Origin of the sequence: Ruegeria sp. HKCCA5463 (assembly GCF_013034175.1) — a bacterium.
Classification (GTDB): Bacteria; Pseudomonadota; Alphaproteobacteria; order Rhodobacterales; family Rhodobacteraceae; genus Ruegeria.
In genome coordinates this window covers 248,958-267,011 of the sequence record NZ_WQFL01000006.1, presented here as the reverse complement: position 1 = coordinate 267,011, position 18,054 = coordinate 248,958, and the positions used below count along the sequence as shown (strand labels likewise).

The following is an 18,054-nucleotide window of genomic DNA, read 5'->3' as shown; positions in this document are numbered from 1 at the left end:
AATTTCTGGCCGGACCGTGCGACAAAAACCATCGCGTCCTTTTGCCGGTGATGATCAGCGTTTCGGCTGACCTGCGGGGGGGGGTCCCGCCGGGTGGCCTGAACTCCGGAGGGACGGATGAACACTTGGCTGACGCTATCTGCACCAATCCCTGCCGGGGATACCGTGGGCTTCGAGAGGTTGGCGGGGCTGCCCACCGTAACGTCCACCTTTTGCTTGAACTCTGACTGCGCGCGCGTGTTTGAGCTTTGCGGCCAACCCGAATCAGATTTGTCGTCCGAGCAAGAAGGCGATGACGGCATAGGTCGCGCCGCGCATGGTCGGTATGGCATGGGTACGCTGCCGGTCGTTGCTGATCCCAGCTCGGATTTGGAAAAATTCAAGGCCGACCTGCCCAAACTCGATCCGGACGAACAGTCGGGATTCGCGGGACGCTTAATATTTTCGGAGACTCAAAATGGCTGATGGATGTGCCTGTGACCGCCACGCCCACATGTATCTGACTGTCGAGGACGCCCTTGAGCGCGGTCTTTCCATCGCCGATCCTGTTACCGAAACCGAGATTTTGCCGCTGGAACAGGCTATAGGCCGGGTTCTGGCCGAGGATTGCGCTAGCAAGGTCGATATGCCTGCCTTCGACAACTCGGCCATGGATGGCTATGCCATCCGCACCGGTGATCTGGGTGACGGGCCGGTGTTCGAGCTGCCCATCGCCGGGCGCGTGGCTGCGGGTGACTGCGGCGACCATGATGCCCCCGAAGGCAGCGCTTTGCGCATTTTCACGGGCGCTCCGGTGCCGCCTGAATTCGATGCCGTGCTGATGCAGGAAGATTGCGATCTTCTGATCGACAGGATTCGATTCAGCCGCCGCCCGAAACCCGGCCAGCATATCCGGCGTGCGGGGGAAGATCTTTGTGCCGGGAGTCCGGTCCTGCGACGGGGCTGTCAAATTGGACCGCGCGAGATGGCCGCCCTGGCATCCGCAGGGTATGGTGAGGTCCTGGTGTTTCGAAAACTGAAGGTCACGATCTTTTCGACAGGCAGCGAACTGCGTCAACCGGGCGAACCCCTCGGCCCCGGCCAAATCTACAACTCGAACCGTTATATGCTGCTGGCGCTGTTGCAAAAACCCTGGATCGAACTGACCGACCGGGGACCGGTCGAGGATGACCCGGCCCGTCTGGAACAGGTTCTGCGCGAGGCATGCGATGCCTCGGACCTCATCGTCACGACTGGGGGCGTGTCAGTCGGGGATGAAGATCACATGCCCCGGCTGTTCAGCGCGATTGGCGGTGAAACCGATGTCATGAAAGTGGCGATGAAGCCCGGTAAACCGGTCATGTTCGGGCGGCGCGGGCGCGCTCTTTACGTTGGTCTGCCCGGCAACCCGGTGTCAGCTTATGTGACATGGCAGATAATCGGGTCGCAGATGATGGCGCGGCGCGCAGGCTTGTGCCACAGACCTCAGATACCTGTTCAGGCCGTGCTGGCTGAACCCGTGCAGCGTCGCGCGGGTCGGCAGGAGTATCGTCCGGTCCAGATTGACGGCACTTCGCCGCGTGGCCTTCCCAATGTACGTCTGATGGCGCCCTCCTACAGTGGACGTGTTGCCTTGCTGGCGCAGGCAGACGGGTTGGCGATCATACCGGCCGAGATCGAAGACCTGCCCGCCGGGCATTCGATTGAATTGTTGAGGTTCTGATCCCTGCAACAGGTGCGATGCGATTTATCTTGCAACTGCAACGCCGCGGTCATGGTGGGCACCCGGAAAACTGCCCGATCGCGCGCCAATCAATCCGAATACCGGCCTGAAAATTGTCGCAACCGATAAACTCCGTGACGGATTACGTCGTGACTGGGGCTTTCCCGGCGGCACATGATGCTTCGGCGCACTGAGGGTTAAGGACACATATTCATGCGGTATTCGGCACTCGCGATCATGCGGCAGGTTTTGAAAGGGCACCGGGGCTGGACACCGGCTTGGCGCGATCCCGAGCCTCAATCAAGCTATGATTTCATCGTGATCGGCGGCGGCGGTCACGGCCTTGCGACGGCATACTATCTGGCCAAGGAACACAACGCCGCCAGGGTGGCGGTTCTGGAAAAAGGCTGGATCGGTGGCGGCAACGTCGGGCGCAATACAACGATCATTCGCGCCAATTACCTGTTGGATGGCAACCAGCCATTCTATGAGCTGTCGCTGAAACTGTGGGAAAATCTTGAACAGGACCTGAACTACAATGCGATGGTCAGTCAGCGCGGTATTCTGAACCTCTGTCATACAGACGCGCAGCGTGACGCGTATCGTCGTCGTGGCAACGCGATGATGTTCACCGGCTCTGGGGCGGAACTGCTGGATGCAGAGGGCGTTCGTGCGATGTATCCGTTCCTGAGCTTTGACGATGCGCGCTTTCCGATCAAGGGCGGTCTGTTGCATCGTCGCGGTGGTACGGCGCGTCATGACGGTGTTGCTTGGGGCTATGCCCGTGCCGCGGATCAACGGGGGGTCGACATCATCCAGAATTGCGAAGTCACCGGGTTCCGCATCGAAAACGGAAAACTGCTGGGCGTTGAAACCACACGGGGTTACATCGGCGCCAAGAAGGTGGGCGTGGCGGTTGCCGGATCTTCCGGGCGCGTGATGGCACAGGCGGGGATGCGCCTGCCGATCGAAAGCCACGTGCTACAGGCCTTTGTGACCGAAGGGCTGAAACCGGTGCTTGACGGGGTGATCACTTATGGCGCCGGACATTTCTATGTCAGCCAATCGGACAAGGGCGGTCTGGTCTTTGGCGGCGATATCGATGGCTACAATACCTATGCACAACGCGGCAACCTGCCCGTGGTCGAGGACGTGGCCGAAGGCGGCATGTCCCTGATGCCGATGATCGGCCGCGCGCGCCTGCTGCGGATGTGGGGCGGCGTGATGGATATGTCGATGGATGGTTCGCCGTTCATAGATCACACCGGAATTGAAGGGCTCTATTTCAATGGTGGCTGGTGCTACGGCGGGTTCAAGGCAACCCCAGCATCTGGTTTTTGTTTCGCGCATCTGATGGCCACCGACCGACCGCATGACGTTGCAACTGCCTATCGTCTGGACCGGTTCAGAACCGGGCGGATGATTGACGAAAAAGGCGTGGGCGCACAGCCCAACCTGCACTGAGGAGGCCCGCACATGATCATCAATCATCCACTGCTCGGCCCGCGTGACGCGTCCGAATTCACCTATCTGGGCGACGCGAGCCTGATCAATCGGCCCGACTGGCAATCCGACACGGCCGCCGCTGAGTTTCACGACTATCTCTACCTGCGCGACAACCCGGCAGGAACCCACCGAGAGCTGTGGTTTCACGAGCAGGGCGACCGCTCGTGGCTTGTTGTGACACGCGACACGCTGACCCATGAAATTCTGGCAACAGAACTGGCGCGGGATGTAGCCCGCAAGACGGGGCGGGGAAAATGACCCAGAACAATCGTTTGCAGGGCGGTCTGATCGATCGGTCCAAAAAGCTGCGCTTTACCTTCGATGGCAAATCCTACGAAGGCTATCAGGGTGATACGCTGGCCTCGGCTCTGCTGGCCAATGACGTGCGGTTGGTTGGCCGCTCGTTCAAGTACCACCGCCCACGCGGTGTGCTGGCCTCGGGCTCGGAAGAGCCCAACGCGCTGGTCGAGCTGCGCACGGGCAACCGGCAGGAACCCAACACACGCGCGACCACGGTCGAGTTGTTCGACGGGCTCGAGGCGGCATCGCAGAACCGCTGGCCCTCGCTCGCCTTCGATGCTCTGTCGATCAATGATCGGCTCTCACCGTTTTTGACGGCGGGTTTCTATTACAAGACCTTCATGTGGCCCAAGGCGTTCTGGGAAAAGCTCTATGAACCTATGATCCGCAAGGCGGCCGGTCTGGGCAGCCTGACGCAGGAGGCTGACCCGGATATCTACGACAAGGGCTATTTGCATTGCGATGTCCTGGTTATCGGTGCCGGTCCTTCCGGCCTGATCGCAGCATTGACGGCGGCGCGGTCTGGCGCGCGGGTCATTCTGGCCGACGAAGACAGCCGGATGGGTGGGCGTCTGTTGTCTGACTGTGACCGGTTCGAGGGCATTTCGAATGCGGATTGGGTCGCGCAGACACTGGGAGAGCTGGCGTCGATGGACAATGTGCGCCTTCTGACGCGCACCACCGTGTTCGGTGCCTATGATCACGGCATTCACGGCGCGCTTGAGCGGGTCTCGGATCACCTTGCAGTGCCCGAAGCGGGGAAACCACGCCAGATTCTGTGGCGCATTTACGCGAAACACTCGGTGCTTTGTGCCGGCTCTACCGAACGTCCGATTGCTTTCGAAAACAACGACCGTCCGGGTATAATGCTGGCGGGCGCGATGCGGGCCTATGCAAACCGCTGGGCTGTGACGCCGGGCCAGCGCGTGGCGATCTTCACCAACAACGATGAAGGACACCGCGCCGCACAGGATTTGATCAAAGCCGGGATCAAGGTTGTTGCCGTGATCGACCCGCGCCACGATGCACCGCGCATCGCCGAATGTGAGTTGCTGGCCGGGGCGCAGGTCACGAACACGCAGGGCCGTCTGGGGCTGAAATCGATCACCGTGCAGATGGCCGATGGTCAGACCCGCCCCATCGAAGTAAGCGGTCTGGGCGTTTCGGGTGGGTGGAATCCGAATGTGCAACTGACATGCCACCAACGCGGTCGCCCGCAATGGTTCGAACCGCTTGCAACCTTCATCCCGCCGGCCGAACTGCCGAAGGGTATGGTTGTCGCCGGTGCCGCCGCTGGCAACCTGACCAGCCACGGGGCGGTCGCCTCGGGCACCAATGCGGCACTTGCGGCGCTTGACGGCCTGGGGATCAGGGCCTGTCCGGTCAACCTGCCGAAAGCCGAGGATGATGAGATCCGTATCACCCCGTTGTGGCATGTGCCCGGCAAAGGCCGCGCCTGGCTGGATTTCCAGAATGACGTGACCGTCAAGGATGTCAAACTGGCCGAACAGGAAGGCTTCCGCAGTGTCGAGCATCTGAAACGCTATACCACCCTTGGTATGGCGACGGATCAGGGCAAAACCGCGAATGTCGGCGCGCTGGCCGTGATGGCCGAGATCACCGGCAAGAGCATTCCCGAAACCGGCACGACCATCTTCCGGCCACCGTACACGCCCGTGGCGATGGGGGCCTGGGCCGGGCGCTCGGTCGGAAAAGAATTCAAACCTACGCGACTGACGCCCAGCCACCAATGGGCCCAAGAACAGGGCGCGGTATTCGTCGAGGTGGGCCCCTGGCTGCGTGCGCAATGGTTCCCCAAGGCTGGTGAGACCCATTGGCGCGAGTCCGTGGATCGCGAGGTTCTGGCCGTACGCAGCGGTGTCGGCGTCTGCGACGTGACCACGCTGGGCAAAATCGACGTGCAGGGCGCGGATGCGGCAGAGTTCCTCAACAAGATCTATTGCAACGGCTTTGCCAAACTGCCGGTGGGCAAGACCCGTTATGGTCTGATGCTGCGCGAAGACGGTATTGCCATGGATGACGGCACCGCCGCCCGCCTGGCCGAGGATCACTTTGTGGTCACCACCACAACCGCAAACGCGGTTGGTGTCTATCGCCACATGGAGTTCGTGCGCCAATGCCTGTTTCCGGACATGGATGTGCAGATGATTTCGACCACCGACGCCTGGGCACAATATGCCATAGCGGGCCCGAAATCCCGCGAGTTGCTGCAAAAGGTCGTTGATGACGGCCATGACATCAGCAACGAAGGTTTTCCCTTTATGGCGTGTGGCGAGGTGACCATTGCCGGGGGGATCCCGGCGCGGCTTTTCCGCATCTCGTTCTCGGGCGAGTTGGCCTATGAGCTGGCTGTGCCTACCCGGTACGGTGACGCGCTGATCCGACATCTGATGGCGCTTGGAGAGCCCTTTGGCGTAACGCCGTATGGCACCGAAGCGCTTGGCGTTCTGCGGATTGAAAAGGGCCATGCCACCGGAAACGAACTGAACGGAACCACCAGCGCCCACAATCTGGCCATGGGGCGCATGGTCTCAGCCAAGAAAGACAGTATCGGTGCGACGCTCAGCGCACGCGAAGCACTGACCGATCCGGATGGCCTGGCTTTGGTCGGCATTCAGCCGGTCAACAACGCCGATACCGTGCTGGCAGGCGGCCATGTGTTCGACGAGGATGCGCCACACCTGCCGGAAAACGATCTGGGCTATGTCACATCGGCTGCCTATTCGCCGCACCTGTCCAGCAGCATCGGCCTGGCCTTTGTAAAACGCGGGGCGCAGCGATTGGGCGACACCGTGCAGATTGTCAGCCCGGTGGATGACACCAACATCAAAGCGACGCTTGTCAGCGCGCATTTCGTTGACCCCGAAGGAGAACGGCTCCGTGCGTGATTTTGTTACCAAGACCGCCATTGGCGGCAGTGAACCCAAACGGGACGTGGTCGGAACTCTGACCTTTCAGGAACGGGAGGATGTGGCGCTGGCATCCGTCTCGGCCCGGTTGGGACAGGAGGAAACCGTCAAAGCCAAACTTCAAACCGTTTGCGGAATCCCGGCGCCTGAGGCGGGGCGGTGGGAAAAGGGCGAAACCAGCAGCCTGCACTGGCTGGGCCCGGATCAGTACCTGTGCGAAGAAGCTTTTGCAGGCCCGTTGGACCTGGCCAGGTGTATGGAAGCCGAGCTAGCCGGCATAGCGTCGGTGACCGATCAGTCGGACGCGTTTACACGCATCGACATGACCGGGCAGGGTGCAACAGGCTTGCTGCAACGACTGACCGTTCTGGATGTCGAACAGATGCAGGCCGGAGCCTTCAACCGCACCGCAATCCATCATGTGGGATGCCTGCTGCGCTGCAATGAAGCGGGAACGGATTTTTCGATCTACGCGCCACGCAGCTATGCGATTTCAGTTCACCACATGCTGATCGAGGTGGCCAGGGCCCTGTGAAGGACGGTGCCCGAAGGACAAAGCCGCGTGTCTGGCGCCGCGGCTTCGGTCCTTGCGCTCCTGAGTCGGCGGCAGACCGAATTCGCGCCGATAGTTGCTTGAAAACGAGCTGGCGCTGTCATACCCGACCGAAAGCGCGATTTCCTGCAAAGGCTGGTCGGTGTAAAGCAGTTTCTGCCGCGCCGCATCCAGTCGCAGCCTGCGATAGTAGCCTCCGGGGCTGATCCCGGTTTCCTTCTTGAAATGCCGCTCCAATTGCCGGATGGACATGCCAACGCGTTTCGAAACCTGCTCGATCGAGATCTTGTTTTCGATGTTGTTTGCAAACAACTCGATGGCCCGCCGAACCGGGCGCGGCAGGGCATTGCGGGTCTGATTTTTGCTGTAGCCTGGCAAAACCTGCAATGTATCGGCATCACGCAAAGTCGCGTATTGGAACCAGCAGGCCGTTTCGACGGCAACCGCATCGGACACCTCATCCGAAATCACGCCCAGCATGAATTCAAAAACCGCTGAAGTCCCGGCAAAGGACATTCGGTTGCGATCTATCGTATAGAGCGTGTCGCACAGGTTCACCCTGTCGAATTGTTCCTTCAAAGCAGCAGTATAGCAGAAATGCGCGCTACAGCTGTAACCATCGAAGAACTTTTCTTCCGCCAGCGCAAAAAGTGAGCCGCTGACCGAACCGATCCGCGCGCCACGGGACAAAAGCCGCCGCAGCGCTCCGCCCGAAGCCTTGCGATCCTTCAACCGGGCTGAGGCCCCGGCAAAGACCAGCACGACGTCGGTTTCCTCCACCTCGGACAATGCCTTGTCAGGGTTGATGCTGAGGCGTGAGCTGGACATGATCTGTTGCCCATCTTCCGAAACGACAGTCCAGCCAAGACCATCGCTGCGGCTGATCTCATTGGCCACGCGCAGTGGGTCGATGGCCATGGACAAGGCAGCAAGCGGGAAATCTTCGAGGCACAGAAAGGTAAAATGGGTCATGCTTTGTCTCTTTGCCAGCACGATACCCCAACTAAACCGATTTCGTCAGAACACCAAACGATGGGCGCGGCCGCGCTCGTATAGTTTTCGGTTCAACTCATCCGCTTCGGGCGCGCCGTATTCCAGCGCGAACACAAACGCATGTGTAAGGTAAAAACAAGCAGCGTCGAGATCCTGGTTTTGCTCGGCCCGGTCGGCTGCCTCGTGGTACAGCCGGATCAGCGCAGGCACATCATTATCCGCATGAGCCTGCAACAGGTGCTTGTCGAGTTCTTGCAGATCCAAGGTCAGCCTCTTACCGGAAACGCGACGTGTGTTGGTCTGTACGTAATCATCATACGCTTTCTACCTTTTTGCGCCTGAGTTCTGATTTCTCAGCGCCGTTAACGATGCGGACCGGCCCTTGATGAACCCATCAGACGCATCCGCATGCGTCTTTGCGCGATCGCGGAACATCGCCTGCATCTGCGATGTTCCTGATTGCAAATGACCGAGCAGGATACATCCGTGGCGCCCTCGGCCCATGATCCGGCCGGAAAGCCGCCTATGCCTCGGCACGGGCTTTTTCGATCTGAGTGGCCACCCAGTGGTGGAAACAATGCGTTGGGCCATCCATCGCGGGCGAGAAACGGCCGCCGTCGAATTTGACGCCATGACGGCCTTTCTGCATGCCCTCGACCACGAACACATCCTCTTCGAAAACGGTTTTCCAAAGCTGCGCGTTCTTTGCGCGTAACGCTTCGTGCTCGGGTGCGTCTTCCGGTTTTTTGGCGTAGTACAGCTCGATCCTTTCGTTCGACCGCTCATGCGTGATCGGATCGATGATGAAGGCAAATCCATGGTCGCGTTGAACACCCAGCAAGGTGTTCGGGTACACGACGATGTATTCCGCCCCTTCGTTCCACTTTTCGCTCAGATTCTGGAAGTCATCCAGTTTTTCGCCGTTCTGACCTTCAAACTGGCGATAGACGTAGGTGCCCTGACCCGAATACTTGCCCAGTTCATTGATGTCGTAGTGGTCTTCCAGACGCGAATAGCTGTTGAGACCCGGGTGAACCCAGGGCAGGTGATAGCTTTCGCAGAAATTTTCGACCGCCAGTTTCCAGTTCGACTCCAGCTCGAGCCGGACAGACGCGCCGGCACCGCCATGATACATGGGCTGTTCAAAATCTTTCCAGCGTTCCATCAATTCGCGATGGACCTCTTGGAACTCCGGGGCGTTGCCATCCACATTTACGAAGACAACGTCGCGCCAGACATAGGAACGAATGCGGATCAGGCCCAGTTCAGCAAAGTCCAGATCTTCATGTGTGTTCTGTCCGGGGCCACCGACATGCGGCGCAGTGCGCAGTTCGCCATTCAGGCCGTAACACCAGCTGTGATAGGGGCATCGGATCGCGCCGCGGATTTTCTGCGGCTTGTCGACCAAAATCATTCCGCGATGGCGGCAGGTGTTCTGGAAAACGCCGATCTGCCCGTCACGGTCGCGCACCATCAGAAGCGGCACACCGAGGAAGTCGATCGGAAAGGCATCTCCCGCTTCGGGAATGTCCTTGCCAAAACCGATGCCCGACCAGTTCGCGAACAGGACCGCCTCCCGTTCCTCGGCGAAGACATCGGGATCGATATAATGCTCGTTCGGCAGGCCCTTGGCGGTGTTTACCGGGGTCAGAACAGACGAAAGCGCTGAATGCTTGTTCATCGGTTGCTCCTGAGTAATTCGGAATGTGTTGAACGTTACTCCCATTGGCCGGTCGAGCCGGCTTCATTCAATATCAAAAAACCTCATGGCCGATTGAGGCAGACTAAACCGAACCCCCGGACAATTCATCCAGCAACCAGTTTTTCAGCGCCAGGGCACCTTCTGTCAGTTGGTCGTCCGGGCGACCGACGAGGTAAAAATTGTTCGGGGCAGGGAGGCTGAATTCTTCCAGCGCAACAAGTTTTCCTGATGTCAGCATGGGCTGGATCAAGCGTTTCCACCCCAATGCAAGCCCGGCCCCTTTCCGGGCCAACTGCAACGCCAACGCATAGCTGTTTACGCGCGACTGCACCGGTACAACTCCGGTATATCCGAGGTCGTGAAACCAAGACGGCCAAGTGGTCCAGGTGTTGTCCTGCGTTTCAAGGTGGATCAGGCGACGTTCGACCAGGTCTTCAAGGCTTGCCCCCTTCAGTTCCATGGCCATCTCGGGGCTACAGACCGGCGTCAGAGTATCACGGTACAGTTTAGTATGGTTCAGCTGCGAGTTCACGTCACGACCGTAACGGATGAAAAAGTCGATATCCGGTCTGTCCGAGAATGGCTTGTCTTGCGCCATCTGGTTCACTTTTACGTGCGGGTAGTCCTGCCAGAACCGGATGACCGACGGAGAAAGCCACAACGCCGCCACAGCGGTAGTGGACCCGACCGTCACCGGATTTTCTGAATCGCCGCTTCGAATCTTTTCAAGCACCTTCGATATCTGCCGGAACGACGTACCGAGCACTTCAAACAGGTCCTGGCCATCCTCGGTCAGCTCTACGCCCCTGTGCTTTCTGACGAACAGTGCCGAACCCAGTTCACTTTCCAGCGCTTTTATCTGGTGGCTGACAGCGCCTGGCGTAACCGACAGTTCGCCGGCCGCTTCTTTGAAGCTGAGATGCCGCGCGGCGGCCTCGAAGGCCGACAAAGTCGTGAGTGGTGGAAGATTATAGTGGCGTCGTGACATGGGTGCTGCGTTGCTCAAAAGGTAGAGGTGAGTTACATTCATCCGAATGTGAGAAATTTTGCAATTGAAATCTATGTTTTTTCCTGTTGTTTGCGATCGGGTACAGAACCAAAGTCGACCGAGAACGAACAGGATGTGTGATGGATACACAAGTTGCCCGCCTCGTGCGCAAAACACGGCTGAGCCCGGACACGTCCGATTTTTGCTTTGAAATCGAAAACGGCCGCTTCACAAGCCTTCAACCCGGCGCACATGTCGATATCCATCTGGCCGACGATCTGGTGCGGCAGTATTCACTGTGGAGTTGGAGTCAGGACGGCCGTGTAATCAATGTCGCCGTCAAACGCGAAGATGAAGGGCGTGGCGGCTCGGTGGCCATGCACGCGCTTCAAGAAGGGGCGATGGTCGAAATCGGCGGGCCGCGGAATCACTTCAAACTCGAAAACCACGATCGGCATGTCACGTTGATCGCAGGCGGCATCGGGGCGACTCCGCTGGTTGCAATGGCGCGGGAACTGATGAACCGCGGGCAGGATTTTCGGGTCTACTACCTTGTAAGATCGAAAGAATTTGCAGCGATGGACGCGCAGTTCAGGGCCCTTGGGCTTGATGAATGGTATCATTTGCATTGCGATGACACAGACGGCAGGTTTGATCTGGCATCGGTCATGCAATCGATGCCCGTCGGTGCGGATGTGTATACCTGCGGACCTGAACCGATGCTGAATGCTGTTCTGGAAGCAGGTGCATCCTTGCGTGGCGGGGCAATCCATTTTGAACGATTTGCACCCGCCTCTGACATCGACCACGACCCAAACGCGGAATTTCAGATCGAAATCCAGTCAACCGGCGCGGTCTACCCGGTTGGAAAGGAGGAAACCATTCTCGAAGTATTGCAAAGCAACGGCGTGCATGTCGATTTCGGCTGCTCTGAAGGGTTGTGCGGGTCATGCATTGTTGACGTAGTGTCAGGGCAGGTCGATCACCGCGACGGAATACTCACACCGCAAGAGCAGGAAAGCCACGAATTCCTGTGCACCTGCGTTTCGCGGGCCAAGTCCGATAAACTGGTCCTGAAGCTGTGAAGGACGCAGTGGTCACAACAAATCATGTCGCCGTAGTGTTCTCGCTAACATCGCAATCGAGTGAATTCGGTGGTCGCTTCATGTGATCGAAGTGTCGGATTCTCAAGTTAGAACATCTCACCCTTGCTATAGGTTTTTCGAAACTGGAAACCCAACAACCACTTTGGATGCTGCGACGATCTTCAACCTCAGGCTGACTTACCACCAGGACCGGTGATGACAGCAGGCAGCAAGTAATCGGAGGAAATTTGCAGTAAGAGACGTAATGGGAGCACGCGTTATTACTGCAAGCCCAAGTTTGGGCTGAACACAACTCAGCATCGGTTTGTGCAACGTGCATGATTGTCCACGTCGTGCAACGCGATGTTTTCCAGCACTTTTTCAGAAGAACAAAAACGACACACTCGAGGAGGAACGCGCGATATGTCGATACCCGAACCTTTCACGGACGTTGAAATAGAAACGGCTGATTCCGGATTCTATGAAAACTACAGCGTCCCAATTGCCCTGATCAGCAAGGCCATCATGGTCGGGCTGGTCCTGTGGGCCCTGGTTTTCCCAGCGAATGCAAACAGCACATTGGGCAGCCTGAACAGCCAGTTGCTGGAGGTCTTCAACAGCTTCTACATCGTCATTGTCGGTTTTTTCTTCTTCTTCCTGGCCGTTGTTGCGATCATTCCGTCCACGGGTCGTCGGATCATGGGAACGCCGGGGGAAAAGCCCGAGTTTTCGAACTTCTCATGGTTTTCCATGATGTTCGGTGCCGGTCTTGGTGTGGGGCTCATGGTTTTCGCCACAGCAGAACCGCTGGGCCTTTGGGGATCTAACCCGGTTGTCGTTTCCGGCGCGGTCGAAGGTAACACACCTGAGGCATTGCAATCGGCGTACCGCTTCACTTTTCTACACTATGGCTTCCACGCCTGGGCGATCTACGTGGTGACCGGCCTGTCGTTGGCTTACTACGCTTACACACGCGACATGCCTTTGACGATCCGCTCGGCGCTGACTCCGCTGTTTGGCCGTTTCGTCAACGGCTTTTTCGGCCACGTGGTCGACGTTCTGGGCGTTGTCGCGACGATCCTCGGTGTGTCCGTAACCATCGGTTATGGCGTCAGCCAGTTCATCGACGGACTTTATGCGATCACCGGCATGCAGTGGATCATGGATTTGGGCGGCGAGGTGCCGACCCCCAGCAAGGTTGGTCTGATTTCAGGCTTGGTCGTCATCATGGGCCTGTCGATCATTTCGGCGGTATCCGGTGTTGGCCGGGGTGTTAAGTACCTGTCCAACCTGAATCTGGTGCTGTCGATCATCTTGCTGGGCACTTTCGTGGTCTTCGGCTCGTTTGTCTTTGCCATGACCACTTATGGTACTGCCATGGTCGATTACATCCTGCACTTCCTGTCACTCAGCTTTAACGCCTATGGTCCGCTGTCGGCCGAAGCATTCGCAGCGGCCCTGCCGGCCGAGGCGCAAGCACATGCCGCAGACCTGATGGGTGGGGCGACCAACGCCTGGGGCAGCTTCGACGGCTTCAAAAGCGGTCTGGAAGGTGCAGCAGCCGAGTTGGACGAAGCAACCTTGGCCGCGGCTTATGCTGCGGGTGAGCAAGGTCGTCAATTCGGCTGGCAGGCAGGCTGGACCACCTTCTACTGGGCATGGTGGATCGCGTTCTCGCCCTTCGTGGGTCTGTTCCTGGCGCGCATCTCCAAAGGTCGCACCGTCCGCGAGTTCATCTTGGGCTGCGTGTTCGCACCTGCACTGGTGTGTTTTGCCTGGATGACCGTTCTCGGCGGCACAGCGATCGATCTGGAACTGGCAGGCGCGGCAGAAGGCGCGATCATCGGTGCATCGAACACCAACAAGCTGTTCACCACACTGTCCTACATGATCGACGGTGGGCTATTGTCCATGCTGAACGTCATGTGCGTGATCCTGATCATGACCTTCCTGGTGACCTCGGCGGACTCGGGCATTCTCGTGATGAACACCATCATGTCAGGTGGTAGCCAGGAAACCGGTATCAAGCACCGCATCATCTGGGGTGTGATCCTGACGGCAGTGATCGGTGCGCTGATCCTGGCGGCGGGTGAAAACAACCCTATGGACGCGCTGCGCAATGCCATGATCATCGGCGCGCTTCCGTTCACCATGGTGATGGGCTTGATGTGCGTATCGCTGGCCAAGGCGCTGTTCCGCGACAGTCAGCGTGACAAGCACTCTGCCAGCAGCACGCAGGCAGCCGAGTAAGGCGTAGGCACAAGAAAAACCTGGTCAGGCCGCCCCCATCTGGGCGGCCTGTTCTTATTGGGCAAAGTGTCGCCTTTGACGTGAAAAACCCCAATATCACCCCGAGGCCAAAGCCGCACTGATCGGCGAACCAACCTGCCCCTTGTCGACCGGCCGAATACCCCGTACGTCCGCCGCCCTTGGCTGACGTGGTGACAGTTTGCACACCGGACCGGCGAGGGCCGCATCACCCGCCAAGGTCGATGTCCTTGCGGTTGCAACTTTGGTTGCAGGGCCGCCTTAGTGGTATGGGCAGGGACTAGCGCTTACCCTGAACGGCATCGCTCAAGGTTTCGCCACCGATCTGGTTGTTTGCGCCTTGCGCAAAGCCGGGTGGGACAAGGTTCTGGTCAATATCGGAAAGTGTTATGCAAGCGGCCATCAGAGGCTGCTGGGCGTCTCGGATCCAGTGCACGGACTTGTCGAAGTCACGCATTTGAAAGACAGCGCCATTGCTACGTCCAGTCCCGGCACCGGACGCTACGACGCCAGACGCGCTTTCAACGGCATTCTGTCATGCTTCCGAGGCAGAAATAGCCGCGACCCTTGCGCGGGCAGCCGGCGAGTGCATCGCGATCTGTGTCCGCCCCAATGGAAAAGTGGTGACACTGCAAGGATAAAAAGCCCCGGATCACACCGGGACTTTTCGATTTTACCGACCAATTCTTTACAAGCAGTCTTCAACTGCGCGTTTGGTCATGACGGAAACAAGATGGGCTCGATACGCCTTGCTCCCATGCAGATCCGCAATCATGTTCGCCGGATTTACACGCAGGTCCATAAGGGCATCAGGGCGAAATTCCTTGTTCAGCGCCTGTTCAGCCTCGGACCACCGGAAAACGCCGTCCTCGCTCGCGCCGGTAACCGCGACGCGTACGCCGTCCGCAAAGCGAGCCAGGTAGACCCCAACAAGCGCAAAACGCGACGCTGGCTGAAGGAATTTCCGGTAGCTCGCGGCTTGCGGTACCGGGAAACGGATTGATGTGATGATTTCACCCTCATCCAGAGCTGTCGTGAACATTCCCTGGAAAAAGTCATCGGCGGCAATCTGGCGCGTATTGGTCACGATAGTCGCCCCTGATCCCAATACGCCTGCCGGATAGCAGGCCGCAGGGTCATTGTTGGCAACCGAGCCGCCAATCGTCCCGCGGTTGCGGACTGCCGGATCGCCAATCTGACCGGCCAGCGCTGCAAGCGCTGGATACGACCCTGCGGCCTCGCGGGCGACGACAGCGTGGGGCGTCGCGCCACCGATCGACACCGATCCGTCATCCTCGATGCAAACGCCTTGCATCTCGGGAATTCCGCTGACCGACACCAACTTGGACGGGGCCGCCAACCGTTGCTTCAATGTTGGGATCAGCGTCTGTCCGCCCCCCAACGCCTGCGCATCCTCGGCGGCCAGTGCAGCAACCGCATCAGCAATGGTCGAGGGTTTCTCAAACTCGAAACTGTACATTTCGTCTTTCCTTTCCGAAAGGCGCGGATCCGCCCTTCATCTGGCTGTAAATATCCCGGGGGTCGTTATTGGTTGCGTCATTGGTCCGAGAAACCAATGGCGACGGGCCGGCCCCCGGTCCGCTCTCTCCACTCAACCGTTCATCGCCGCCCAAACGCGCGAGGGGCTGACCGGCATGTCGATATGGTCCACCGCCTTGCCGCCCGAATTCAGCGCGTCAAGAACCGCGTTGACGACCGCAGGTGGCGACCCGATCGCACCGGCTTCGCCACAGCCCTTTACGCCCAAGGGATTGTGCGTACATGGTGTCTGGCTGGAATGATCTACGCCGTAGAATGGCACGTCATCCGCACGCGGCATCGCATAGTCCATGAAGGACGCACTCAGCAGCTGGCCGTTTTCGTCATAGGCACAGTTCTCAAGCAGCGCCTGCCCGATGCCCTGACCGATACCGCCATGGACCTGACCATCCACGATCATTGGATTGATGATGTTGCCGAAATCATCCGCCGCAGTGAATTTCTCGATGCTGACCTGACCGGTTTCCGGATCGACCTCGACCTCGCAGGCATAGGCGCCTGCCGGGAAGGTAAAGTTGGCCGGATCATAGAAAGCGGTTTCCTCCAATCCGGGCTCCACTTCCAGCGGATAGTTGTGCGGGACATAGGCCGTCAGGGTCACATCGCCCCAGGCCACTGACTTATCAGTACCCGCAACGCTGAACTGACCGTCCTTGAGCTCGATATCGGCCTCGGATGCCTCCAGCAGGTGGGCGGCGATCTTCTTGGCCTTGTCGATCACCTTTTCGGTCGCCTTGACCATGGCCGAGCCACAGACCGCCAGCGAACGCGAACCGTATGTGCCCATACCGAACGGGATTTTCGAGGTATCGCCATGTACGATCTCGACCATCGACTCGTCGATACCGATCATGTCGGCCACCACCTGCGGAAAGGCCGTCTCGTGTCCCTGTCCATGGCTGTGCGCGCCGACCATGACGCTGATGGAGCCTGTCGCATTAACCCGAACAGTTGCTGCATCATAGAGGCCCGCTCGGGCCCCGAGCATGCCGACAATGTTGGAAGGCGCGATGCCGCAGGCCTCGATATAGCAGTTAATGCCCAAACCCCGAAGCTTGCCGTTGGCTTCACTTTGCGCGCGCCGCGCTGCAAAACCTGCCAGATCGGCGGCGGCCTCAAGCTTGTCCATCGTTCCGTTGTAGTCCCCGGTGTCATAGGTCAGCGCCACCGGCGTGTCGTAGGGGAACTGCGTGATGAAGTTCTGTCGACGCAGGGCGATCGGATCGGCACCCAGTTCGCGCGCGGCTTTGTCGATCACACGTTCCAGCTGGTACGTCGCCTCGGGGCGGCCTGCGCCGCGATAGGCGTCCACCGGCACCGTATTGGTGAACATTGCCTTCACGTTCACCTGAATGACCGGCGTCTTGTAGTTGCCCGCCATCAGCGTGCCGTGCAGCCAGGTCGGGACCGAGCTGGAGAAGGTGGATAGATACGCGCCCAGATTGGCGTAAGTGTTGGTACGCAGGCCGACGAAATTGTTGTCGGCATCCAGCGCCAGCTCGATCTTGCTGACATGGTCGCGGCCCTGTGCATCCGACATGAACGCCTCGGACCGGCTGGCCGTCCACTTGACCGGGCGGTTGCAGGCCTTGGCGGCGAAGGTGCAGAATGCCTCTTCCGCATAGTGGAAAATCTTGGTGCCGAAACCGCCGCCCACATCCGGCGCCACGACGCGGACCTTGTGCTCGGGCAGGCCGAGCACGAAGGCGCACATCAGCAGCCGGATCACATGCGGGTTCTGCGAAGTGGTATAAAGCGTATACTCATCCGTGCCCCGGCTGTATTCCGCCACGGCCACGCGCGGTTCCATCGGGTTGGCGACCAGACGGTTGTTCACAAGCTCCAGCGTGGTGACATGCGCGGCGTTGGCAAACACCTCGTTCACCTTGGCATCGTCCGCCTCACCCAGCTGCCAGTCATAGCAGATGTTGTTCTTCAGATCGTCATGGACCAGCGTCGCGCCATCCTGCGCGGCTGCCTTCATTTCGATCACCGCGGGCAGTTCCTCGATATCCACTTCGATGGCCTCAGCCGCGTCGCGGGCCTGCTCAAGACTGTCGGCCACAACGGCCGCGATCGGGTCGCCCACATGACGCACTTTGCCTTGCGCCAGAATGGGGTGCGGCGGCTCTTGCATCGGCGCGCCGTGCTTGTCGGTGACTTCCCAGCCGCACGGCATGCCGCCCACGCCTTCGAAATCCTTGCCGGTAAACACCTTGACCACACCCGGCATGCCTTCGGCCGCCGAAGTGTCCACGGATTTGATCCGACCATGCGCGATGTCGGACCGCAGAAAATGCACATAGGCCTGGCCATGTACGTTGATGTCGTCGGTATAATTGCCTGCTCCGATCAGAAAGCGCACGTCCTCGCGCCGCTTGGAACTGGCTCCGATGCCACTGTCTTTGGGCATTGCTTGTTCTCCTCCCATAAACGGATGCTGCTGCATCCTTCACTCATCCCACGG

General features: G+C 59.0%; 14 protein-coding genes and 1 pseudogene. 9 read left to right on the top strand and 6 right to left on the bottom strand.

The features are described 5' to 3' along the window. Positions 1 to 117: 117 nt before the first annotated feature. The 6 genes from GOW09_RS14510 (at position 118) to GOW09_RS14485 (ending at position 6,973) form a co-directional block, all read left to right on the top strand. The gene (locus tag GOW09_RS14510) at positions 118 to 465 is read left to right on the top strand and encodes a hypothetical protein (protein ID WP_171119338.1); all 348 of its coding nucleotides are present in this window, start codon (positions 118 to 120) and stop codon (positions 463 to 465) included. Beyond that, positions 458 to 1,702, top strand: a complete 1,245-nt coding sequence (glp, locus tag GOW09_RS14505) for a gephyrin-like molybdotransferase Glp (RefSeq protein ID WP_171119337.1) — start codon at positions 458 to 460, stop codon at positions 1,700 to 1,702. The genes GOW09_RS14510 and glp overlap by 8 nt, the downstream gene beginning before the upstream one ends. Before the next feature lie 213 nt (positions 1,703 to 1,915). Beyond that, positions 1,916 to 3,166 (top strand): sarcosine oxidase subunit beta family protein, encoded by a 1,251-nt coding sequence (locus GOW09_RS14500; RefSeq protein WP_171119336.1) that lies wholly within the window; start codon positions 1,916 to 1,918, stop codon positions 3,164 to 3,166. 12 nt (positions 3,167 to 3,178) lie between these two features. Then, positions 3,179 to 3,466: a sarcosine oxidase subunit delta gene (locus tag GOW09_RS14495; RefSeq protein WP_171119335.1), complete on the top strand. Its 288-nt coding sequence runs from the start codon at positions 3,179 to 3,181 to the stop codon at positions 3,464 to 3,466. After that, positions 3,463 to 6,417: a sarcosine oxidase subunit alpha family protein gene (locus tag GOW09_RS14490; protein WP_171119334.1), complete on the top strand. Its 2,955-nt coding sequence runs from the start codon at positions 3,463 to 3,465 to the stop codon at positions 6,415 to 6,417. Before GOW09_RS14495 ends, GOW09_RS14490 begins: the two co-directional genes overlap by 4 nt. After that, a complete protein-coding gene (locus tag GOW09_RS14485) occupies positions 6,410 to 6,973 on the top strand; it encodes a sarcosine oxidase subunit gamma (protein WP_171119333.1) in 564 nt (187 codons plus the stop codon). Before GOW09_RS14490 ends, GOW09_RS14485 begins: the two co-directional genes overlap by 8 nt. On the opposite strand, the gene GOW09_RS14480 is transcribed toward GOW09_RS14485, so the two are convergent. The 4 genes from GOW09_RS14480 to GOW09_RS14465 form a co-directional block, all read right to left on the bottom strand. Beyond that, positions 6,932 to 7,963, bottom strand: a complete 1,032-nt coding sequence (locus GOW09_RS14480; RefSeq protein WP_171119332.1) for a GlxA family transcriptional regulator — start codon at positions 7,961 to 7,963, stop codon at positions 6,932 to 6,934. The two genes, GOW09_RS14485 and GOW09_RS14480, sit on opposite strands and share 42 nt — an antisense overlap. Positions 7,964 to 8,008: 45 nt before the next feature. Continuing rightward, complete coding sequence (locus GOW09_RS14475) at positions 8,009 to 8,248, bottom strand: hypothetical protein (protein WP_171119331.1); 240 nt, start codon at positions 8,246 to 8,248, stop codon at positions 8,009 to 8,011. Positions 8,249 to 8,507: 259 nt separating this feature from the next. After that, a complete protein-coding gene (locus tag GOW09_RS14470; RefSeq protein ID WP_171119330.1) occupies positions 8,508 to 9,665 on the bottom strand; it encodes an aromatic ring-hydroxylating dioxygenase subunit alpha in 1,158 nt (385 codons plus the stop codon). A 103-nt stretch (positions 9,666 to 9,768) separates the two neighbouring features. Then, positions 9,769 to 10,674: a LysR substrate-binding domain-containing protein gene (locus GOW09_RS14465; protein WP_171119329.1), complete on the bottom strand. Its 906-nt coding sequence runs from the start codon at positions 10,672 to 10,674 to the stop codon at positions 9,769 to 9,771. Positions 10,675 to 10,814: 140 nt separating this feature from the next. On the opposite strand from GOW09_RS14465, the gene GOW09_RS14460 reads away from it, so the two are divergent. From GOW09_RS14460 to GOW09_RS22870, 3 genes and pseudogenes are all read left to right on the top strand, one after another. Further along, positions 10,815 to 11,759 (top strand): PDR/VanB family oxidoreductase, encoded by a 945-nt coding sequence (locus tag GOW09_RS14460; protein WP_171119328.1) that lies wholly within the window; start codon positions 10,815 to 10,817, stop codon positions 11,757 to 11,759. Positions 11,760 to 12,182: 423 nt separating this feature from the next. Continuing rightward, entirely contained in the window at positions 12,183 to 14,009 is a 1,827-nt protein-coding gene (locus GOW09_RS14455) for a BCCT family transporter (RefSeq protein WP_152460331.1), read from the top strand. A 310-nt stretch (positions 14,010 to 14,319) separates the two neighbouring features. After that, positions 14,320 to 14,457, top strand: a pseudogene (locus tag GOW09_RS22870) (FAD:protein FMN transferase); the annotation flags it as partial. Between the two features lie 258 nt (positions 14,458 to 14,715). On the opposite strand, the gene GOW09_RS14445 reads toward GOW09_RS22870, so the two are convergent. Together GOW09_RS14445 and GOW09_RS14440 are read right to left on the bottom strand one after the other, a co-directional pair. Continuing rightward, positions 14,716 to 15,507, bottom strand: coding sequence for a xanthine dehydrogenase family protein subunit M (locus GOW09_RS14445; protein WP_171119327.1), 792 nt, complete (start codon positions 15,505 to 15,507; stop codon positions 14,716 to 14,718). Positions 15,508 to 15,639: 132 nt separating this feature from the next. Further along, entirely contained in the window at positions 15,640 to 18,000 is a 2,361-nt protein-coding gene (locus GOW09_RS14440; protein WP_171119326.1) for a xanthine dehydrogenase family protein molybdopterin-binding subunit, read from the bottom strand. Between the last annotated feature and the right edge of the window lie 54 nt (positions 18,001 to 18,054).